The organism is Meiothermus rufus DSM 22234, from assembly GCF_000423425.1.
Lineage (GTDB): Bacteria > Deinococcota > Deinococci > Deinococcales > Thermaceae > Meiothermus > Meiothermus rufus.
The window spans coordinates 1-20423 of sequence record NZ_AUHY01000050.1 but is presented as its reverse complement, the minus strand read 5'-3'; the positions used below and the strand labels follow the sequence as shown (position 1 = coordinate 20423).

Genomic DNA, 20423 nt, shown 5'->3' with positions numbered 1-20423 from the left:
ACCAGGTCCTGGATCTCCTTCCAGCTCTTTTTACTTTCACGCAGGGCTTTGACCAGTCGGAGCTTGCGCAGACGTTCCTTGACCTCTGGGTCGCCTGCTTTGGCCTCGGCCAGCCTCTGTGCTTGTCTAGCGCCTTGCCATATCTCTCGGCCAACGGTGGTAAACTGCACCTGGGGAACCTCCTTTCTTGGTTGGTTCCCCTCTTTTTATCCCAGCTTAGAGTCTCACATGTGTTTGTCCGGGTTCAGGGGGCAAAACCGCACTAGGCCACCGGGCGGTTAGCCGCTTCCAGCAAAGCGCGGAAAAGCCCCCAGTGCTCGCTCAATAGCTCGGGGTGCCACTGCACCCCCAGGTAGAAGGGGTGCCCTTCCAACACCACCGCCTCCACCAGCCCATCAGGGGCCACGGCCACCGGACGGAGTCCAGGCGCTAGGTCTTTGAGGCCCTGGTGGTGGTAGGAGTTGACCCGAAAACGGGGGGCAAACAAGCGGTTCAGGGGGCTTTGGCCGGTCTGCTCCAGGCTGTGGCCCAGGGCGGGTGGCTCGGCTTTCTGGCTGTGCTGGATGGTGCCAAACCCCTGGGCGGGTAGGTCTTGATAGAGGCTGCCCCCCAAGGCCACGTTCATCACCTGGATACCCCGGCAGATACCCAGGGTGGGAAGGCCGTGCTGGGCCGCATAGCGGGCCACAAAAAGCTCGATGGCGTCGCGCGGGGGGCTTACCTCCCCCATCGCTGGCATGGGCTCCTCCCCGTAGTGGGCCGGGTCTACATCCACCCCACCGGGCAGCAACACCCCGTCTAGCCGGGCCAAGAGGGCCGCTAGGCGCTCCTCTGGCTGGGGGGGGAGGATTACAATGGCAGCGCCCTGGCTTTTCAGGGCCTCGAGGTAGGGCTCGAGCAGGCCCCATATCCGGGTACGAACCCAACCTTCTGTGTTGCGCGACTGCGGGGTTACACCGATGAGCATGTCCCAATCCTACACCGCCTTACGGCCCGAGTTCCGTCAGGCCCTGCTGGAAGCAGCCCAACGCTTCCCTACCCCCTTCTACGCCTACGACCTAGCCGTAGTGCTAGAACAGGTAGCACGCCTGCGCAGGGCCTTCCCCACCGCCCGGCTTTTCTATGCTCTCAAGGCCAACCCCCGCCTGGGCCTGCTACGGCGGCTACGGGGCCAGGGCCTTCTGGCCGAGGCGGTTAGCCTGGGCGAGGTCTACCGGGCCTACCGGGCGGGCTTTGCCCCCGGGGAGGTGCTGCTCAACGGCCCGGTCAAGACCCCCCTGGTGCTGGAAGGTCTAAACAGAATGGGCCCACCCATCCTGGGGCTGGACAGCTTAGCCGACCTAGAACGAGTGGCCCGTTGGCTACCCAACGCCCAGGTGCTACTGCGGGTTAACCCCGACCTGCCCATCCAGACCCACGACCACCTGGCCACCGGGCGGGGGGAAAGCAAGTTCGGCTTCTTGCCCGAAGACCTGGGGCCGGCCCTGGCCCTGGCCCGGCAGCGAGGCCTAGAGGTGCTCGGCCTACACCTCCACCTAGGCTCGGCCCTCGAACACCCCCAGGACTACCAGGCGGGCTATGCTCTTCTGGATGAGCTTTACCACCAGCATGGCCCCTTTGCCGTGATGAACCTGGGCGGTGGCTTCGGCCTGGGCCTGGCCCTCGAGGCTTTAGGCCAGAAAGCCGCTGCGCTAGCCCAGAAGCACCAAGCCCAGCTCTGGCTCGAGCCCGGCCGCTACCTGGTGGCCGAGGCCGGGGTGCTCCTTACCCGCTGCTGGGGGGTCAAGCGCACCCGGCGCAACTACCTGCTCCTCGACGCCGGCATGAGCCAGCTCATCCGGCCCATGCTCTACGGTGCAGCGCACCCGGTGGAACCGTTGTATCAGCACCCCCTAGAGGAAACCTACGACCTGGCCGGGCCCGCTTGCGAGTCGGGTGATGTGCTGGCCCGTGGGGTGCGCCTGCCTGTGCCCCAGGAAGGCGACCTGTTAGCCATCCTGCAGTGCGGCGCATATGCCAGCAGCATGGCCAGCCCCTACCTCGATACCCCCCGCCCCACCGAGCTGCTCTGGACGGGCACCGGCTGGGAGGTGCTGCGCCCTTCACAACCCCTGGAAGCCCTACTGGCCGACGAGGCGTGAGCCATGCCCGAACTCCCTGAGGTCGAGACCACCCGCCGCATCCTCGAGCCCTACTTGCTGGGCCAGCGCATTCAGAAGCTCCTCCACAACGACCCCGCCCGCTACCGCCACACCGAGCGGGCCGAGGGGAAAAGGGTGTTGGGCACCTCGCGCCGGGGCAAGTACCTCATTTTCCATTTAGAAGAGCACCTGGAAGCCATCGTGCACCTGGGCATGACCGGGGGGTTTCGCTTTGAGCCGCACCCCCACACTCGGGTAATCCTGCATTTGCCGGGCCGGACGCTGTACTACACCGACCCCCGTCGCTTTGGTAAATGGTGGGTGGTCGAGGCCGGGAACTACGAGGAAATTGACCTCCTGAAGCGCTTGGGCCCCGAACCCCTCTCGGACGACTTCACCCTGGCCCGCTTCAAAAAATCGCTGTCGCGCACCTCTCGAAAAATCAAAGAGGTGCTCCTGGGGCAAGAAGCGGTGGCCGGCGTGGGCAACATCTACGCCGACGAGTCGCTATGGATGAGCAAAATACATCCCGAGCGGCCTGCCGGTTCGCTGCGACCCAACGAGGTCAGGAGGCTCTACCAGGCCATCCGCGAGGTGATGGCTCGAGCGGTGGAGGCCGGCGGCTCGACCCTTTCCGACCAGAGCTACCAGCAGCCGAGCGGCGAACCCGGTTACTTCCAGTTCCATCACAACGCCTACGACCGCACCGGCCAGCCCTGTAACCACAAGGGCTGCAAAGGCCGCATCGCGAAAATTGTGGTAGGGGGGCGCGGAACACATTTCTGTCCACGCTGCCAGCAAAAGTAACGTTGCTTTGCCCTGGGACACTCGCTTTTACATGGCTCATAGTTCGGTCTGGGGCAACTGCCCGCGTTCGGCCAGGGTTTGGGTTACGATCCAGACCTCGGCCTCCTCGGGGGTTTTAGCCCACCAAACTTCTTCGCCGCTACGCTTATCTACGATGCCGTAGGCCTTACTACCTTTGAGGGGCTTGTACTCGAAGGGGGCGCTCTGGAGGAATGTTTCGAGGTCTGTCCCGTCACCCAGCATCTTGCGAAACCACTCCCGCTGCGCGCTCTCGATACGGCGATAGCTCAAGTAGTTGACCAGGCCTAGGAGGGCAATGAGCACGAAGAGGACCAGGAAAACCGCGATCCAGCTCATGGCTCAAGCATAAGCCCGATGCTGCAATGGCAAATTTCATCAAGTCACAACCTGGGCTCATGGCTGGTATAACTCGAGCGCCGCAGGGGCCAACCGGGCCCAGCTCGAGGCCCTGCGGGCGGCGGGCTACACCCACAAGCGCTGGCTCACCGCGCGGGATAGCCGGGTGCGCGGGGGGCCCAAAAGCAAGTTTGACCATCAGCGCATGGATGGCGTGACCGTGCCGATTGAGGAACCCTTCGTCACCCCGGCGGGCTACCGGCTGATGTACTCCGGCGACCGCAGCCTGGGGGCGCCACCAGGGGAGGTGGTGAACTGCCGGTGTACCATCGTGGGGGCAAGGCTCGAGGGTACGATGCAAGGTGTGCAACAGGAGCAAATTCAAGTTGGCGTGCATGTTCTTGCTGCCAGCAGCGTGTTGTCCCGTAGCAAGACCAAACAAATATTTCGCGCCATAAACACCGCTGGACTGGAAGGGTTTTTGCGCGAACACCCTTTGGCTCGGCTGGATGTGGTTAGGGTTCAGATGGTGGGAGGCCGTCAGATTAATGGTGAGTACGACGAACAAACACGGGAGCTGTGGGTCAATGCACGCAGAAGCGAACAGACCTTTGCCCAGCCGTTCAGATTGGGAACAACTTCCAGCATATCCGCTCTAGCCCCCACCCTTCTGGCAGCCATACAGCGCAGCTTGGTTCATGAACTGGCCCACCACGTATACAGCCGAAAAATTTTTGCTACCCCTTTGGAGGGTGTTGTTTTAGGAGCAGCCAAGCTGGGTACACCGCTCACGTTTCGTGCTTCAGTCGGGGTCAAGGAGTATTTTGCCGAGTGTTTTACGGCCTATGTTTACGAACGTGACCTACTGCAAAAGCATGACCCTGTTGGCCATGCTATGATTAAAAGGGTACGAGAGGAGTTGGGCCTACCATGACCCTTGCCCGCAACCACCCGCACTTTCCAAAGGCCGACCTCGAGCGGCTCCGTAAGCTCTACCTCGAGGTAGAGGGACTCCGTGCTGAGGGCAGATGGGATCGGATGGCGTTCGATAGATTGTGGCCTCAATTCCTGGAGGCGGTGGGGGACGAGGGAGACGAACTGGAGCCTCTGCTGGTGAACTCACCCCGTGACTGGTACAGCGAGTACCTCCGGGTCGAGCGGGGCCCTGAGCTCGAGGACTTGTAAACTGGCGCAAGAGGGTTGCATGAACCTCAGATTCGAGCAAGTTCGTCGCTTCCTCACCCAGGCTGCCATGTCGGAGAGCCTTGAGGAGCGCGAAGCTGTGATCGCCGAGGTGCGTCGTGACCCGAGCTTTTTCGAAAGCTATCCGCCCGATCAGACCGCACTGTTACAGGACATTTGGTCTGACGTGGTTAATGGAGCCCGGGAAATTGCGCTGACCCGCGACGCAACAAAGCGGCGGGCTGTGCTATAATCTGATCTAGACATCCCCCTCGGGGAGCGCCCATTGGGCACCTCGAGGAGGATTTTTCTTTGCCGCCAGCCCAACCGAGCACCCGCCGCGCCCTGCTAGAGATGCGCCAGGTACGGCCCGGCGTGGTGCTGATGCGCGGCGCCATCCACCCCGACATAACCCTGGAGGGGAACCACATCCGGCGGGCCCTGGCCCAAGGGCTGGGGCTGGAGGGCATCCCCTGGGGATTCATTCACCCTACCGCAGCTTTGCCTCGTACTACCTGCACCTCTCGCAACTCAAGCTGTGGCGCAGGGACTGGGCGCTCGAGGACTGAGCCGACGGTGACCGTTTTGCCTGCCAGGCCGGTCATCCTCTCTCTGGGCGAGGCATTTTTTGAGGCTATTTGACGTAGCGCCTACCGCATTGGACAATACACATCGTGAGCAATTTGCGCATTTTACTCATTGCCGGAGGCCCCCCTGGCGAGCATGAGGTTTCCCTGTCTTCGGCACGGGGTGTATTGGCGGCCATGCCGCATCCTACCGAGCTAGCCGTAATCGCCAAGGATGGCCGCTGGCTCTTGGGAGAGGCGGCCCATGCGGCTTTAGCGGCGGGAGTAGCCCAGAAGGGCCAGCATCCCTTCCCTCCCCCTATTCCCTGGCCGCACTACGACGTGGCCTTTCCCCTCTTGCACGGGCCACTAGGGGAGGATGGGGTTATCCAGGGATTTTTGCAGCTGCTGGGGCTACCCTACGTGGGAGCCGGGGTGGCTAGCTCGGCGCTGTGCATGGACAAGGATCTGTGCAAACGGGTGCTGGCCCAAGCCGGCCTCCCGGTGGTGCCCTGGGTTAGCCTTTACCGGGGTGAGGCTGCTAAGCCCCCCTTCCCTCCGCCTTACTTCATCAAACCGGCCAACACCGGCTCCTCGGTAGGCATTTCCAAGGTGAGGGCCGAGCAGGAAACCGAAGCTGCCCTGGCCCAGGCCTTCCTCTGGGATCAAAAAGCCATCGTGGAGCAGGGCTTGGAAGGGGTACGGGAACTCGAGATCGCCCTTCTAGGCAACCTCCAGGCCCAGGCCAGTGTAGTGGGCGAGATTACCTACACTTCGGAGTTCTACGACTACGAGACCAAGTACACCCCCGGCAAGGCCCAGCTTCACCTCCCCGCAGCCATTCCTTCGGCGCTGGCTGAGGAAATCCAACACCTGGCCACCACCGCCTACCGTCTGCTGGGGGTGCGGGGTATGGCCCGGGTGGATTTTTTCTTAGACCAGGAGGGCCGTCTCTTCCTCAACGAGTTCAATACCATCCCCGGCTTTACCCCTACCAGCATGTATCCCAAGCTTTGGCAAGCTTCGGGCCTAGCCTACCCCGAGTTGCTGGATCGCTTGGTGCGGCTGGCCCTCGAGCCCTAGCCGATAGGGTAATTTGGGGTATGGACGAGCAGAGCAAAACCAACCAACCCTCAGAGGGCCTAGTCGAAGACCTGGGCGGCATCAGCGTGCTGCGGGGAGGGGGCCCTAGACGAAGCTGGAACGGCATCCTCTACCAGCAGGGCCTCTCGGGCAAGAACGCGGGCAGTACCCACCTGTCCATCAATGTGGCCACCGTGCCCCCAGGCGGCATCGCCTATGCCCACATCCACCAAGGCTTCGAGGTAATGCTTTTCGTTGTGCAGGGCACAGTCAAGCACACCTTCGGCGAGAATCTGGAAAAAGAAGTAATCAACCAGGCCGGCGATTTTATCTACATCAAGCCGGGTGTCCCTCACGAGGTTTTCAACATCGGCCAGGAGGACCTGGTAGTGTTTGTGGCCCGCTCCACCGCCGACGAGTGGGACAAAATCGTGGACTACCCCTCCCGCTACCGCCCCTAGTGGCCCAGAAGACTCCGGTAGAGCTCGAGGTAGGCCGCTGCCGGACGATCCCAAGAAAAATCCTGCTGCATAGCCTGGCGGATCACTGCCTCGCGGTCGGGGTGTTTGAGAAACTCCCGCACCCCATGCAAGACCCCCCCCGCGTCGGCGCTGTCGAACATAAAACCGGTCTCCCAGTGCCGTACCGTATCGAGCAACCCCCCCACCGCCCGCACGATGGGTGGTGTGCCGTAGCGCATGGCGATAAGCTGGGCCAGACCACAAGGCTCGAAGCGGGAGGGCATTAAGAAGCCGTCGCTCCCAGCGTAGATGTGGTGGGCTAAAGCCTCGTTGTAACCCTGCACGTAGGCCAGGCGGCCCGGCAGATGCTGGGCCATCCAGGTGAAGGTGCGCTCGAGCTGGGGTTCCCCGCTGCCCAATACCACCAGGTTGACCCCCAAAGCCATCAGGCCGTCCATGGCCTCAGCAATCAGGTCGATGCCTTTCTGATGGGCAAAGCGCGAGACCACCCCTAAAGTGGGGCGGTCTTCCAGGGCAAACTGGGCCAGTAGCGCACGGCGGTTTTGCCCCTTACCCGAGAGGTCGTCGGCGTGGTAAGGGTACGGGAGGTAGGGGTCGGTGGCCGGATTCCAGTACTGGGTATCCAGACCGTTCAGAATGCCCCGCAGCTTGTGTTGGTGGGCCCGCAGTACCCCGTCCAGCCCCTCTCCCCCCTCAGGGGTGGTGATCTCCCAGGCGTAGCGGGGCGAGACCGTGGTGACGGCGTCGGCGTTGACGATGCCCGCTTTCATGAGGTTTATCGTCCCGTGGTGCTCGAGGCCAGCCCCGTAGTAGGTCTCGCCCGGTAGCCCTGTCCAGGCGTAGAAATCCTGGGAGCCCCAGACCCCCTGGTAGGCCAGGTTGTGGATGGTGTACACGGTGCGGGCTTTAAACCAGCCCAGATTGCGCAAAAGGGGCAGCAGGGCGGCCTGCCAGTCGTGGGCGTGTACAATCTCGAAGTCGCGCAAAAGCTCGGCGGTAGCCAGGGCAAAGCGCACAAAGCGGCGGAAGTCGTCGGGGTAGCCATAGGGCCGGTCCCGGGCAAAATCCCCCAGACCTACCAGCACGTAGCGTACACCTTGGTGTTCGGCATGGCCTAGACCCGCTTGCTCGAGCCGCCCTTCGAAGCGAAACTCCACCTCGCCCACATAGTAGCCTTGGATGCCCCAGTACCAGGGCAAAAAGATGGTGGGCTCTACCCCCAGTGTCTTCAGCGCCTGGGGCAGACTCCCCAACACATCGGCCAACCCTCCCACCTTAGCAAAGGGAAAGGCCTCAGAAGCAACAAAGGCAATTTTCATAAGCGCAGGCCCGGTCTTAGTCTACCCCTTCTGCCTCCCGCCAGACCCCTGCAGGCAGCCAGCGGCCCGATGCAGCCTGCACCCTATGCCGGCTGGGGTAAACATACACCCAGACCCAGCAAGGCGGGGCCTCGGCAAGGGGATAGGCCAGGGTGGCCTTGCGCAGGTACTCACGGCCTTCATCCTCCAGGGCGTCCAGCAGATCAAGGGCTCGCTCCAGATCGGCGAACCACTGAATCTCCCCCCATACCCGCCCTTCCCCCGGCACCACTGCCGGGTAGCTGTAGCCCAGTCGGCGCTGCCGGGGCAGGTGAAAAAGCTGGAAGCCCTCGATGTAAGCCTCTACTGAGCGAAGCCAGCCGGCCTCTTTGGCTACAGCAAAATTTCGCTCCCCGCGCTTGAGGGTACCATAGACAAAAACCGCTTCTGGCCTGTCCATCTGGCTCAGCATACCGTCAGGGTGGGGGGGGCAGGGGTATCCGGTGGGTGTACTGAACCTGTCTTTCCTGCAAAAGACCCAACCACAAAGCCTCCAGGCTAGCCGGCAGGACGAGCTCGAGGTCGGCGGGCCCAGCCACGCGCCGCCACAGGCGGGGTGTTTCCCCTACGGCTAGGGCGTACTGGCCCGCCGGTAGGCGTAGCCAAACCCGCCAGCCAGGGGCCGGGGTTCGCTCGAGGGCCGACTCCAGCCGTACCCCCCGCTCGCCGTGGCGCACCAGCCACCCGCCTTGCCCGTCGAAGATGGCATAGCTGACCTCCCCTTGGGGAGGCAGCTCAAGGCGCAAGCGTAAAGGCGGCTCGGCCTGGGCATAAAGCTGGTCGCCCACAAAGATACCTAGCCGGCCCGGAGCCTCGGCCTGCAACACCAGCACCCGACGCTCCGCCTGGGCCGGGGCCAGGCGTACCTGGGGGTCGAACGGGCGGGCCAGGAAGTTTTGCACCACCACCACCTGCCGCCCCTGCCGCACCAGACCCACCCCTAGGTGGGTGAATTCCGGCCGGAGCAGGTTGGCCCGGTGCCCGGGGCTGCGCAGCCAGCCTTCCAAGGCCCGGCGGGGAATCTCCCCATCGGCATACCCCTCGAAGCGGGCCAGGTTCTCCCCCACGCCCACCTCCACCACCCCAGCCCGGCGCATCCGCTCGGCGGCCCCTAAGCCCTCTGGGTTTTGGTGAGCAAAATAACCCCGCTTCAGCATGTCCTGGGCATGGGCCTGGGCAGCCTGGTAGGCTCGCTGGTCCCAGCGTAAAGGGGACAGCCCCTGCTCGAGGCGCACCTGGTTGGTTCGCCGGAGCACCTCCAATTCCAAAGGGCCGGGGGCTGGGGCCAGCTGGGCCTGTACCCCCAGAAGCAGCAAGGAGGCCGCCCCAGCCAGAGTCCGAAGGCCACCCAGCACCCCTCACCCCGCACCTAGGCCGGCACCAGGCTATAGAGGAAGCTCCGGCTGAAGGGCCGCTCCTCCAGCAGGGCGTTGACCTCGGCCAGGGTCACTGCGGCCACCCGCCGGGCCACCTCGCTCAAAGGCTCGTAGGCCTGGTTGTAAAGGTAGTGGAGCCCCACGCTCATCAAGCGCTGCATAGGAGTCTCGCCAGCGAAGACCAGGCTGGTAGCCAGTCTGGTCTTGGCTCGCTCTAGCTCTTCCTCCCGCACCCCTTCCCGCTCGAGCCGCTCCAGTTCAGCCCGCAGGATGGCCTTGACGGCTTCCTCGTGGGCTGGGTCGGTCTGGGCATACACGTAGAAGAATCCGGCCCGATCAGCCTGATCTGTTCCCGCGCTCACCGATTCCACCAACCCCTTGTCGGTCAGGGCCCAGTGTAGGCGGCTGTTGCCCTCCTCGCCTAGAATCTGGGCCAGGATATGGGCCGCATAGCGCCGGGGGTCCTGGGCCGAGACCCCAGGGGCCAGCAGGGCCAGGTAGGCCTGGGTGGCCTTGGGGTAGGGCTGGCGCCACTCACCCGTAGCGGGCTGCACCGGGGGATAGGCCCGCTCAGCCTGGCCAGGGGCCCAGGCCTCGGTCAGGGCGGCTACCTGCTCCAACGTACCCGCCCAGTCCACCCGTCCGGCCAAGGCCAGCACCAGGTTGGCCGCCCCGTAGCGCCGGGCCTGGTACTCGGTCATCTGCTCGCGGGTCAGGGCCCGGATCGTCTCGGGCGTGCCCAGCACGCTATGGCCCAAGGGGTGCCCGGCAAAGTAATGGGCCCGGGCCCAGTCGAAAAGCATGAAGTTGGGCCGATCCAGGTACAGGGCGATTTCCTCTAGGATGACCTGTTTTTCCGTCTCGAAGTCCTCCAGGCGCAAGGCCGGACGCATCAGGTCGGTCCAGAGCTCGAGCAACCGGGGAGCAAACTCCGGCAGCACCGCCCCGTAGTAGACGGTGTTCTCCTCCGAAGTGAAGGCGTTGTACTGGGCCCCCATACGGTCGAACTCCAGGTTTACCGCCAGGGCATCCCGCTTGGCCGTACCCTTGAAGAGCATGTGCTCTAGGAAGTGCGACACTCCGGCGATCTGGGGGGTCTCGTCGCGGCTACCGGTCTTGCAGAAATAGCCCAGCGCCACGCTTTTGGCCTGGGGGTTGATCTCGGCAATCACGGTAAGGCCGTTCTTTAGGGTGGCTTGCTTGAATTGCAAAGCAGGCTGGGTCTGGGTCATGGTAGCTCCAAATCTAGTGCGATACGGCGATTTTCCGTGGCCCCAAGGTCGCCATCCAGGGGTTTTGGTAGGGGTGGGCCGCCAGGTAGCGGTTGAGGCGGGGAAGGTCTACTGCGGCAATCTGGGCCTCGATTTCCTCCAGACTACGCACCCGCCCCAGCAGGTAGAGGTCGCGGGCCATGCTAGCCGCCCTCGAGCGGGCCGACTCATCCTGCATCACTAAAGCAGCCCTGAGGCCGATCTGGCTACGCTCGAGCTCCTCCTGGCTTACCCCCTGGGCCAGCCGGGCAATCTCCTCTTGCAGCACGGCCAGGGTCTGGGAAGCCCGCTCGGGAGTGGTACCGGCATAGGCTGCCAGGTAGCTAAAGCCCTTGACCCCGTTGGGAGTGGCGTAGACCGAGTAAACCAGGCCGCGCTTCTCTCGCACCTCGGTGAACAAGCGGCTGCTGCTGCCCCCGGAAAGCACCTGGGCGGCTAGGCGGGCGGTGTAAAACTCGGGGTGGCCCGGGGGGAGATCGGGATAGATCAGGCCAATCTGCACCTGGGCGGTGTCCTGCTCGAGGTGGATGGCCTGAACGGGCTGTAGGGCCACCGGGGGGTACTCGGCCAGGCCCCCCTGCCACCCGCCGAAGGCCTGCTGAACGGCCTCCTTAGCCTGGGCCCAGTCCACCCCCCCCACCAGAACCAGGATGGCCCCCTTAGGCCCGTAACGCCGGGCAAACTCATCCTGCAAAGCCTGGGGCGAGAGGGTCTCCAGATGGGCCTTTACCCCGCTGGGGTTGCGCCCGTGGGGGCTGGCAAACACCGCCTGGCGCAAGGCGGTGAACATCTTCTTAGGTGGCTGATCCTCCAAAGCGGCCAGCTCCTGCAAGGCCACCTGGCGCACCGGCTCTAGTGTTTCCTCGCGCAGGTGGGGGCGCTGCAACACATCGGCATACAGCGAGAGCACCGCCGGTAGCTTATCGGCCAAAAACTGGGCGGAAAAAGCGGTGTGCTCGAGGGTGCTTGAGCTAGCCCGCCGCACCCCTAAGGCATCGAAGGCGTCGGCCAGCGCCCGGGCGTCGCGGCCTCCGGCCCCCTTCCATAGCCAGCCCTCCAGCAAACCTGCCGCTCCCACCATCCCCTCGGGGTCGTTGACCGCTCCAACCGGCAGCAGAAGCTGCATAGCCACCCCAGGGGTCCAGGGCCGCTCCTCCACCGCCAGCATGAGTCCGTTGGGCAGGGTTTCTACCTGAGCCAAAGCCATACTCCGCCAGTATACGCGCTACGAGCAGAGCCATCATGGCTTTACCAACAATGAAGCCAGGCTTGCTGAGCCGAAGGCGCGAGGCCCGGGGCTGCCGGAGCAAGCAGGCGTCAGGGCAGGTCTGTTTTAGGTTGGGGCTTCCCTGCTCCATTAGAATATTTCCGGAGCAGGCTGCAAAGGCTCCTAGGCTATGACCCGCGAAGAGTTCAAAGCCCGCCTCCTCCGCCCCCTGCAACGCGAGCTGGCCGATGGGGCGCGCGACCGGGTGGTGGCGGGAGGGCTGGAGCGGCTTTTGCAAAATCTGGGGCACCCCTTCCCCGAACTAGGCCAGGTGCTGGCCGGCTACCGCCAGATGGACCCCGCGACCCGCCGGGCCCGCCTCGAGGAGGCCCTGCGGCTTTTGGGCGCCCCAACCTCCCAGGCTTCCACCCCAGCCGCCCCCAAAGCTCAGGAACTCGAGCTCGACACCCCCCTCGAGGCCCTGGCCCCTGGCCCCAGCGGGCGAAAGAAGCTGGCCGAGCTGGGCTTACGCACCCTGCGCGATCTATTGCACCACTACCCCCGCCGCTACGAAGACCGCCGGGTGTTGCAAAGCGTGCGGACGGTTGAAGAGGGGGCCAAAGCCACTGTGGTGGGCAAGGTGCTGAGCCGCGAGCTGGTCAAGACGCCCAGAAAGGGGCTTCAGCTGGTGCAGGTGCGCTTCATGGACCTTTGGGGCTGGAAGTTTACCGGCCTGTGGTTTAACCAGCCTTGGGTGCTCAAGCAGATGCCGGAAGGGGCCAGCCTGGTGCTCTCGGGCCGGGTACAACGGCGGGGAGGGCAGGTAACCCTCATGGTGGAATACTTCGAGGATGAAGGAGCGGAGTCGCTTTCCACCGGGCGGATCGTACCGGTCTACCCTGCCAAGGAGGGCATCGGACAGGCCTTCTTGCGCCGGATGGTCTGGCGGGCCCTCGAGACCTTCCCAAAGGTGCCCGACCCCCTCGAGCCCTACCGCCAGGGCCTGGGCCTACCCCCTTTGGCCTGGGCTTTGCACCAGGCCCACTTCCCCGAAAGCGAGAACGCCCTGGAGCAGGCCTTACACCGCCTTAAGTTCGATGAATTCTTGCTGCTGGAGCTAAAGGTGATGATCCAGTCCGGCGGCTCAGCCCTGCTGGGACGGGTTTTCCGGGTGAAGCCGGAGATGATAAGCCGCTTCCGCGCGGTTCTGCCCTTTCCGCTCACCCGCGCGCAGGAACGGGTATTGGATGAAATCCTGCACGACATGCAGTCCGAGCGGCAGATGGCCCGCCTGGTACAGGGCGATGTGGGCTCGGGCAAGACCGTGGTGGCCGCCGCCGCCCTCTACATCGCCGCACAAAACGGGGCCCAAGGCGCCCTGATGGCCCCCACCGAGATTCTGGCCAAGCAGCACTTCGACAATCTAACCCGCTACCTCTACCCCCTGGGGGTCTCGGTGGATCTGCTGGTGGGCTCGATGAGCCCGAGCGAGAAACGCCAGGTGCAACAGCGCCTGAAAAGCGGCGAAACCCAGGTGGTGGTGGGCACCCACGCCCTGATTCAAGACGGGGTAGCGTTCCACGACCTAGGCCTGGCCGTTATCGACGAAGAGCACCGCTTTGGCGTCCTGCAGCGCCGCAGGCTACTAGGCCAGCGTCCCGACGTACTGGTCATGTCAGCCACCCCCATCCCTCGCTCGCTGGCCCTGACCATGTACGGCGACCTCGAGGTCTCCCAGATAGACGAGCTACCCCCGGGCCGCACCCCCATCCAGACCAAAATCCTCACCCAGAAAACCCGCGCCCAGGCCTACGCCTTCGCCCGGCAGGAGATTCAAAAAGGCCACCAGGTTTTCGTGGTCACCCCCATGATCGAGGAGGGCGAATCGGAGGCCACCGCCGAGCTGGCTGCAGCCACCCAGCTAGTCCAGGAACTCCAAAACCTGCTTCCCGAGGTGCGCATCGGCCTGCTGCACGGCAAAATGAAGGCCGAGGAAAAAGACGCCGTAATGGAGCGCTTCAAGCAGGGAGCCTTCGACCTGCTGGTCTCGACCACGGTCATCGAGGTGGGGGTGGATATTCCCCGGGCCACCCTGATGATCATTGAAAACGCCGAGCGTTTCGGCCTAGCCCAGCTTCACCAACTCCGCGGGCGGGTAGGCCGGGGAGGGCTGGCCTCCTACTGCATCCTAATCGCTGGCGAGACCTCCAAGCGCACCCTGAATCGGCTGCGGGTTATCGAGGCATCCACCGATGGGTTTTACATCGCCGAGCAAGACCTCAAACTGCGTGGCCCGGGTGAGCTTAGGGGGCTGCGCCAGTCGGGCATGCCCGACCTACGGCTGGGCGACCTGGCCTCCGACCAGGAGATTATCGAGAAAAGCCGGGCTTTAGCCCAGGCCATCCTCGAGGCCGACCCTTACCTGGACAAGCCCGAGCACGCCTTGCTGAAACGGGAACTGCAAGCCCGGGCCGAGTATATTGGCTTCCGCGAGGTCATCTGAAGCGGCTTGGGTAGGGTAGCATTAAGGCAGTATGTCCTGGCTATGGGTGGCGGTTCTTCTAGGGCTGGCGTGGCTGGTAGGGGCGGCCTTCTACTACCTCAGCCAACAGGCCCATCAACCCAGGAACTCCCCCTCTCTGCCACGCCACCCCTCGGTCTTTGTGGAAATGGACGACCGACCCCCCATGGAAATCGACTTCGAGGCTGGCATCCGGGCCCATTCGCGCGGTCAAAACCCCAGCCAGGAAGAAACCCGCTGATACCGCCCACGGGCCACCGTCGCAACAAGGGATGACCCCAGCCTGACCTAGGTTGGTTAGCCTGGTTTTGTGGAAGGTGTGCTCTCGTTGCTGCTACTGGGAGTGGTGGCCTTGCCGGTAATAGCGCTGCTCTGGCGAGGGGTACTTGAGAACGCCCCCCTCGACCAGGCCCCAGAGTGACACGGGGCTTACCCCCTCCAAGCAGCGGCAATAGTGTTCCCCACCGCCCGGCGCAGCTCCTGGATACCGCTTTCCCGATGCCGGCTGGGGTGCACCCGGTGGGTCAGCAAAGCCCAGGCATACCCCCGTTCAAAGTCTAGCCAGAGGCCAGTGCCGGTAAACCCGGTGTGCCCCAGGGTCTGACGGCTGCACAAGCTCCCCCCGCTAAACCCAGGGTGGGCAAGCTGCCAACCCAAAGCCCACACGCCCTGCTGTGGGCGACGCATCTCGGCCAGAGCCGCTTTGGAGAGCACCTCCCCCCTCATCAGGGCCTGGGCATAGGCCAGCACCCCTTGCAGGCTGCCAAACAGCCCGGCGTGCCCCGCGGCCCCCCCTAAGGCAAAGCTGTTTTCGTCGTGCACTTCTCCTTGCAAAATTCGGCCCCGCCAAGGGTCCTCCTCCGTGGCGGCGCACGCCTCCGGACGAGAGGGGTTAAAGCAGAAGCCTTCCGGTAGGGCAAAGGTGGCTAAGGCCTGCCCCCGCACCCGTTCCAATACCAGCCCCAGCAGGATGTAGCCGATATCGGAGTAGACCACCTCGCCCACTGGCCCTAAAGCCCAGCGGTGCTGCAAGATGCGCTGTTTAAGGGTAGGGGGCTCCCCACCCCAGGTGTACAGGGCCTCCCAGGCTGGCAGACCTGCAGTATGGGTCAGTAGTTGGCGCAGGGTGCGCTTTGGAAGCGGGCTATCCTGCAACCAGGCCAGCTCGGGCAGAAACGTAGAGAGCGGGTCATCTAGGTCGGCCCGGCCTTCCTCCACCAGGCGCAGCCCCTGGGGCACGGTGAAGAGCACCTTGGTCAGGCTGGCTAGGTCGAAGAGGGTATCGGGCTCGATGGGGTCAGGCTTTTGCAGGTGCCGAAGGCCAAAACAGGCCATCTGGAGGGTTCCATCCAAAGCGACCAGGCCCAAAGCTGCCCCAGGAATGCGGCCCGAGGTCACCGCTTGCTCCACGATTTGCGCGGCTTTTTCCAGCATGGCCTTAGTGTATAGGGCCAGCGAAAGCGGTAGAGTTTGGCGTATGCGGGTTCTGGGCTTGATGTCGGGCACCTCGGCGGATGGGGTGGACCTGGTGTTGGCAGCCCTCGAGGGTCGCCCACCCCACCTCACCTGGCAGGTACGGGCCTACCGGGAGGCCCGCTTTCCCCCCGGGCTGCGCCTCGAGGTTCTGCAGGCTCTCAAAGACCGGGCTTCTACCCGCCAGGTGGCCCTTCTACACCATGCCTTGGGCCGCTTCTACGCCGAGGTCGCCGCGCCGTTTCGGGGGCAGGCCGACCTGGCCGCTCTACACGGGCAGACCCTGTGGCACGAACCCCCCCAGGCCACCTTGCAGATCGGCGAGCCGGCCTACCTGGCGGAGGCTCTGGGGGTGCCAGTGGTTTCGGACTTTCGCCCCGCCGACCTGGCTTTAGGTGGAGAGGCCGCCCCTTTGGTGCCCTACCCCGATCTTTTGCTCTATGGCCAGTCTGGTGTGGCTCGGGCCATCCACAACCTGGGGGGTATCTCCAACCTGACCTACCTGCCCGCCGACTTAGACCCCGCCAAAGTCCTGGCCTTCGACACCGGCCCCGGCAACTGCCTGCTCGACGAGGCCGCAGGCCACCTGGGGCTATCCCAGGACAGCGGAGGACAGATAGCCGCAAGCGGAAAGCCCCACCCCGGTCTGCTCGAGCGCTGGCTGACCCACCCCTACTTCCACCGTAGACCGCCTAAGTCCACTGGCCGCGAGGTCTGGCGCCTGGAGCACCTCGAGGGCACCCAGACGGTATCCCCCCCAGACCTGCTAGCCAGCCTCACCGAGCTCACCGCCCGCTCCATCGCCCAGGCTTACCGGGATTTCATCCTCCCGAAGGGGCTAGATGAGGTCTGGGTGGCCGGCGGTGGAGCCTACAACACCACCCTGATGCGGCGCCTGAAAGCCCTCTTGCCGGTGACGGTTTACACCTTCGAGGAGCGAGGTCTGCACGCCAAACACCGGGAGGCTTTGTGCTTTGCGGTGCTGGGGTACCTGCGCTACCTAGAGCAGCCCAATACCCTCGCTCAGGTGACCGGAGCCCAAAAAAATGCCCTGGCGGGGAAGATCACCCTGCCTGCCCCTGCTGGGGCATAATGAACCCATGGCAAGGCTCTATCACATCGGCTTCGGCCCCGAAGACCTAGGCAGCCCCCCACCCACCCTAGCCCTTCTCAGTGGCGACCCCCACCGCGCCGCCCAGATCGCCCATACCCGGCTGACGCAGGTTCGGGCGCTGTCGGAAAACCGCGGACTAAACAGCTACTTGGGCCTTTTGCCCAATGGCCGACCGGTCCTTTCCGCCACCAGCGGGATGGGGGCTCCCAGCCTGAGCATTGTGGTCAACGAACTTGTGCAGGTGGGCATCCGCACCATCATCCGGGTAGGTACCTGCGGTTCCATCCAGGAAAGCCTAACCCTAGGCAGCGTAGCCATCTCCAAAGCTGCTCTGTGCCGTCAGGGAGCCGCCAACGACATTGCCCCACCCGAGTACCCCGCCAGTGCCGACCCCTTCCTCACCGTGGCCCTGGTTGAGGCTGCCCAACGTCTGGGTATCCCCTACGCCCTGGGCATCACCGCCTCGGTGGACACCTTCTACGAAGGGCAGGAGCGCACCGACTCGGCCAACCCCCACCTGTTGCGCTTCTTGCAAGGCATCACCGAGGAGTACCGCCGGCTGGGGGTCATCAACTACGAGATGGAGGCGGGTACCCTGTTCAAAATGGGCAACGTGTATGGCTTCGCCGCAGCCTGTATCTGTGGGGTAATCGCCCAGCGCACCAAAGCTGAAAAACCCATCCTCGAGGCCAAAGATCAGGCCGTGCAAAGGGCCGTTGAGGTGGCCCTAGCCGTGGCCGAGCGCTTCGCCTGAGCCTGCCCAGGTCAGGGCTTCATGTAACGCGGTTCGGGCCAAGCCCTGCTTCTCATTTTCATCCCCCCAGCAGGGGCCCTTTGTTCCTCCCACAAAGGGCTATCGGCCAGTGGCTTGCATGAGAAAAACAGCGGCGAAGATTAAAATGTCTTGACTTTTAGGCTGGCCCTGCGTTACTTAAGACACCGAATGTCGCCCCGCCGCCACCCCGTGCGCTACACCCTTTGGCTGGCCCGCACCGGTAGCGCGCCCAGAACCTTTTCCTTACCGGCCTGGGTTCCGCTGGCGGTGGTCGTGCTTTTGCTGGGGTGGAGCGGGCTGAACCTCTGGCTCTGGCAGCGCACCGCTGAGATGCGCCATCTGCAGCTTCAGTTGCTTCGGCTTTCCGAGCAGGCCCGCAGCCTAAACAACCAACTAGCCCTCGAGCGCGAGCGCAACAACGCCCTAAGCCAGGACGCCCAAAGCCTCTTCAAGCAGCTACAGGTACTGGAGCAGGAGATCAACACCCTGCGCGAACGGGCTGGTATGCCCAAAATCAAACTGGTACCCACCCGCAGCCCAGCGCCGGATAGGGCCAAAGAACGGGGGGCCGTGCCCGAACCAGCGGGGGGTGCAGGAACGGCTTCTCTAGAGAACGCCCTAGAGTACGCAGGCCAACAGATCGAGGCCCTCAGCCAGAAGCTCAGCGAGGTCTCCCCTGCTCTGCAGGAAACCCTGCGACGGGAGGCCGCCATGCCCTATGGCTACCCCATCCGGGGTTTAGCCCGCATTACCTCCCACTTTGGCTACCGCCGTAACCCTTTTGGCTGGGGGTTCGAGTTCCACAACGGCATCGACTTCTCTGCCGCCTATGGCACCCCGGTGCGGGTAACCGGGGCTGGGGTGGTGGTGGAGGCAGGCTGGAAGGGGCCCTATGGCCTGGCAGTGGTGGTAGATCACGGCTACGGCTACCGCACCCTCTACGGCCATCTGTCCTCCATCTCGGTTCGGGTAGGGCAGCGCCTCGAGCGCGGCGCGCGGGTGGGCACCGTGGGCTCCACAGGCCGCTCTACCGGCCCTCACCTACACTACACGGTTTTCCGCCGGGGCAGCGAGGTAAACCCCCTGGGGTACCTGGACTGAAACCTACCCCTTATGATGGAGCCGTTGGTTTGGAGCGTGAACTATGGTGGTGCTCGGTGGACGCAGACCCAGTCCGGCAACCCTCACCTACCTGAGCGAGGGTAGCGAGATTGAAGGCAACCTTAAAACCAGTGGTAGCGCCCGCATCGACGGGAAGGTCAAAGGCTCGGTGGTGGTGGAGGGCGACCTCGAGGTGGGCCCCAACGCCCAGATTGAGGGCGAGCAGGTTAGGGCGCACAACATTATCGTGCATGGCCAGATCAGCGCCCAGATTGTGGCCAGCGGCAAGCTGCACATTACCAAAAGCGCACGGGTGGAAGGAGATGTGCGGGCGATCTCGCTCGATGTCGAAGCGGGGGCGGTTTTCATTGGGCGCAGCCAAACCGGCGAACCCCGGGCCCTGCCCCAAAGCACCCGGGCCAACAGCTAAAACCGGGGCTTGGGTCAGCCATCACTGGGCTAAGCTAGCCCCTGGAGTAGGCTTGGGGAAGCATGCCGCGAGAACCTCATCCCCTGGCTGCTCCCGTAATGGTGCCGCTTTGGGTCGTGGCGCTTCTACCGATTGCGGTGGTTGCATTGGTGTTGCTGCTCTGGGATAAAAGTGCCCGCGAGAAGAGCCAGCTAGCCCAGCTGCAACATCAGGCCCACCGGCTAGCCCTGGAACTCGAGGCGGAAAAAAGCCGCAACCAAGCCTACAACCTCGAGGCCCTACAGCTTCAACAAAGCCTGCAGATTCTGGAGGCCGAGGTCAACCGCCTACGGGCCAAGGCCGGGCTGCCCAAAATCCGCCTGGTTCCCGAAGTCCTCCCTTCCGACCCCCTCCCGGCTCCAGCGGAAAACACCCCCCGGGGCGCCGGTGAACCCATTGCGCTGGGCAACCTGCTCCTTAGCCTGCGGGCCCAGGTCGAACACCTCGCCACCGAACTCGAGGCCACCGCCACGGCTTTCGAGCACCCCCTGCCGCCCGACCCCCGTCCGGGCCGCCTGGTGCAGCGTCCCCTCCCCGACCCTACCCGTCTTATTCCAACTGGCCTTCCCCTGCACAGCGAAACCCGCCTCACCTCCCCTTTTGGCTACCGCCCCAACCCCTTTGGCCTCGGATACGAGTTCCACAACGGCATAGACCTAGCCGCCCCCGAAGGCACCCCGGTCTATGCCACCGCCGCTGGCACGGTGAGTCAGATGGGCTGGAACCCGGTCTTTGGGCTGATGGTACTTATCGACCACAACAACGGCCTGCACACCCTGTACGGCCACCTTTCCGCGGCCTATGTGGAGCGGGGCCAGCCCGTGGAGCAGGGCCGTCTGATTGGCGCGGTGGGCTCCACCGGGCGCTCCACCGGCCCTCACCTGCACTACACGGTTTACCGCTACGGCCTGGCTACCGATCCCTGGCCCTACATAAATACCAGAGCAGGCCAATAACTTGCGGCTGCATCCAGAACCTACTTACACGAGAGAGGTACAAAAACTAGACAAAAGTTGCTTGGCCTACGGTGAGGTTTATTTTGCTAGGACTTACGCAGTTGGCTGAAGGATGTGGAGGGGATGGGCGAGATAACTTCGTATTGCCTCGCGAACAATGGACGCCTTGGCCTCGTACCAGCTC

Annotated in this window: 23 protein-coding genes and 1 pseudogene; 15 read left to right on the top strand and 9 right to left on the bottom strand. The window is 63.9% G+C overall.

Going from position 1 to position 20423, the window contains the following annotated elements:
• Together G552_RS16515 and G552_RS0109965 are read right to left on the bottom strand one after the other, a co-directional pair.
• A pseudogene (locus G552_RS16515) lies at positions 1-170 on the bottom strand (integrase core domain-containing protein); the annotation flags it as partial.
• A 92-nt stretch (positions 171-262) separates the two neighbouring features.
• Positions 263-967, bottom strand: a complete 705-nt coding sequence (locus G552_RS0109965; RefSeq protein ID WP_027882908.1) for a gamma-glutamyl-gamma-aminobutyrate hydrolase family protein — start codon at positions 965-967, stop codon at positions 263-265.
• Here G552_RS0109965 and lysA point away from each other — a divergent pair.
• Positions 966-2141, top strand: a complete 1176-nt coding sequence (gene lysA / locus G552_RS0109960) for a diaminopimelate decarboxylase (RefSeq protein WP_036270620.1) — start codon at positions 966-968, stop codon at positions 2139-2141. The two genes, G552_RS0109965 and lysA, sit on opposite strands and share 2 nt — an antisense overlap.
• A gap of 3 nt (positions 2142-2144) precedes the next feature.
• Positions 2145-2948, top strand: coding sequence for a DNA-formamidopyrimidine glycosylase (locus G552_RS0109955; protein WP_027882906.1), 804 nt, complete (start codon positions 2145-2147; stop codon positions 2946-2948).
• A gap of 36 nt (positions 2949-2984) precedes the next feature.
• Here the strand turns inward: G552_RS0109955 and G552_RS0109950 are convergent, their stop codons facing one another.
• On the bottom strand, positions 2985-3305 hold the full coding sequence (locus G552_RS0109950) for a hypothetical protein (RefSeq protein WP_027882905.1): 321 nt from the start codon (positions 3303-3305) through the stop codon (positions 2985-2987).
• Between the two features lie 205 nt (positions 3306-3510).
• Here G552_RS0109950 and G552_RS0109945 point away from each other — a divergent pair, with 205 nt between their 5' ends.
• The 6 genes from G552_RS0109945 to G552_RS15185 are packed head-to-tail and all read left to right on the top strand — an operon-like array spanning position 3511 to position 6597.
• Positions 3511-4239 (top strand): hypothetical protein, encoded by a 729-nt coding sequence (locus G552_RS0109945; RefSeq protein WP_027882904.1) that lies wholly within the window; start codon positions 3511-3513, stop codon positions 4237-4239.
• Positions 4236-4490 carry a hypothetical protein gene (locus tag G552_RS15190; protein ID WP_036270614.1) on the top strand — a complete coding sequence of 85 codons (255 nt, stop codon included), beginning with the start codon at positions 4236-4238 and terminating at the stop codon, positions 4488-4490. Before G552_RS0109945 ends, G552_RS15190 begins: the two co-directional genes overlap by 4 nt.
• A 19-nt stretch (positions 4491-4509) precedes the next feature.
• Positions 4510-4740: a hypothetical protein gene (locus tag G552_RS0109935; RefSeq protein WP_027882903.1), complete on the top strand. Its 231-nt coding sequence runs from the start codon at positions 4510-4512 to the stop codon at positions 4738-4740.
• A 59-nt stretch (positions 4741-4799) separates the two neighbouring features.
• A complete protein-coding gene (locus G552_RS16310) occupies positions 4800-5129 on the top strand; it encodes a hypothetical protein (protein ID WP_027882902.1) in 330 nt (109 codons plus the stop codon).
• Between the two features lie 41 nt (positions 5130-5170).
• Positions 5171-6136 (top strand): D-alanine--D-alanine ligase family protein, encoded by a 966-nt coding sequence (locus tag G552_RS0109925; protein WP_027882901.1) that lies wholly within the window; start codon positions 5171-5173, stop codon positions 6134-6136.
• A 20-nt stretch (positions 6137-6156) separates the two neighbouring features.
• On the top strand, positions 6157-6597 hold the full coding sequence (locus tag G552_RS15185; RefSeq protein ID WP_051195774.1) for a cupin domain-containing protein: 441 nt from the start codon (positions 6157-6159) through the stop codon (positions 6595-6597).
• Here G552_RS15185 and G552_RS0109915 read toward each other — a convergent pair.
• From G552_RS0109915 to G552_RS0109895, 5 genes are read right to left on the bottom strand one after another with little or no spacing between them, the layout of a single operon-like run.
• A complete protein-coding gene (locus tag G552_RS0109915) occupies positions 6594-7937 on the bottom strand; it encodes a glycogen synthase (RefSeq protein WP_027882900.1) in 1344 nt (447 codons plus the stop codon). The genes G552_RS15185 and G552_RS0109915 overlap by 4 nt on opposite strands.
• Before the next feature lie 16 nt (positions 7938-7953).
• A complete protein-coding gene (locus tag G552_RS0109910; protein WP_027882899.1) occupies positions 7954-8376 on the bottom strand; it encodes a gamma-glutamylcyclotransferase family protein in 423 nt (140 codons plus the stop codon).
• 16 nt (positions 8377-8392) lie between these two features.
• Entirely contained in the window at positions 8393-9331 is a 939-nt protein-coding gene (locus G552_RS0109905) for a CAP domain-containing protein (protein ID WP_245575173.1), read from the bottom strand.
• A gap of 14 nt (positions 9332-9345) precedes the next feature.
• Complete coding sequence (locus tag G552_RS0109900) at positions 9346-10584, bottom strand: M16 family metallopeptidase (protein WP_027882897.1); 1239 nt, start codon at positions 10582-10584, stop codon at positions 9346-9348.
• A 13-nt stretch (positions 10585-10597) separates the two neighbouring features.
• Positions 10598-11830 (bottom strand): M16 family metallopeptidase, encoded by a 1233-nt coding sequence (locus G552_RS0109895; protein ID WP_084640418.1) that lies wholly within the window; start codon positions 11828-11830, stop codon positions 10598-10600.
• Between the two features lie 190 nt (positions 11831-12020).
• Here G552_RS0109895 and recG point away from each other — a divergent pair, with 190 nt between their 5' ends.
• Both recG and G552_RS0109885 read left to right on the top strand, forming a co-directional pair.
• Positions 12021-14333: an ATP-dependent DNA helicase RecG gene (gene recG, locus G552_RS0109890; RefSeq protein WP_027882895.1), complete on the top strand. Its 2313-nt coding sequence runs from the start codon at positions 12021-12023 to the stop codon at positions 14331-14333.
• Positions 14334-14364: 31 nt separating this feature from the next.
• The gene (locus G552_RS0109885) at positions 14365-14592 is read left to right on the top strand and encodes a hypothetical protein (RefSeq protein WP_027882894.1); all 228 of its coding nucleotides are present in this window, start codon (positions 14365-14367) and stop codon (positions 14590-14592) included.
• A 188-nt stretch (positions 14593-14780) separates the two neighbouring features.
• On the opposite strand, the gene G552_RS0109875 is transcribed toward G552_RS0109885, so the two are convergent.
• On the bottom strand, positions 14781-15785 hold the full coding sequence (locus tag G552_RS0109875; RefSeq protein WP_027882893.1) for a serine hydrolase domain-containing protein: 1005 nt from the start codon (positions 15783-15785) through the stop codon (positions 14781-14783).
• Positions 15786-15828: 43 nt separating this feature from the next.
• Here G552_RS0109875 and G552_RS0109870 point away from each other — a divergent pair, with 43 nt between their 5' ends.
• The 5 genes from G552_RS0109870 to G552_RS0109850 all read left to right on the top strand — a co-directional run bounded on the left by G552_RS0109870 (position 15829) and on the right by G552_RS0109850 (position 20239).
• Positions 15829-16917, top strand: coding sequence for an anhydro-N-acetylmuramic acid kinase (locus G552_RS0109870; protein WP_027882892.1), 1089 nt, complete (start codon positions 15829-15831; stop codon positions 16915-16917).
• Between the two features lie 7 nt (positions 16918-16924).
• Positions 16925-17692, top strand: a complete 768-nt coding sequence (locus G552_RS0109865) for a nucleoside phosphorylase (RefSeq protein WP_027882891.1) — start codon at positions 16925-16927, stop codon at positions 17690-17692.
• Positions 17693-17881: 189 nt separating this feature from the next.
• The gene (locus tag G552_RS0109860; RefSeq protein ID WP_027882890.1) at positions 17882-18814 is read left to right on the top strand and encodes a M23 family metallopeptidase; all 933 of its coding nucleotides are present in this window, start codon (positions 17882-17884) and stop codon (positions 18812-18814) included.
• Between the two features lie 43 nt (positions 18815-18857).
• Complete coding sequence (locus G552_RS0109855) at positions 18858-19244, top strand: bactofilin family protein (RefSeq protein ID WP_027882889.1); 387 nt, start codon at positions 18858-18860, stop codon at positions 19242-19244.
• A gap of 62 nt (positions 19245-19306) precedes the next feature.
• Positions 19307-20239 (top strand): M23 family metallopeptidase, encoded by a 933-nt coding sequence (locus tag G552_RS0109850; protein WP_027882888.1) that lies wholly within the window; start codon positions 19307-19309, stop codon positions 20237-20239.
• Positions 20240-20423 lie beyond the last annotated feature (184 nt).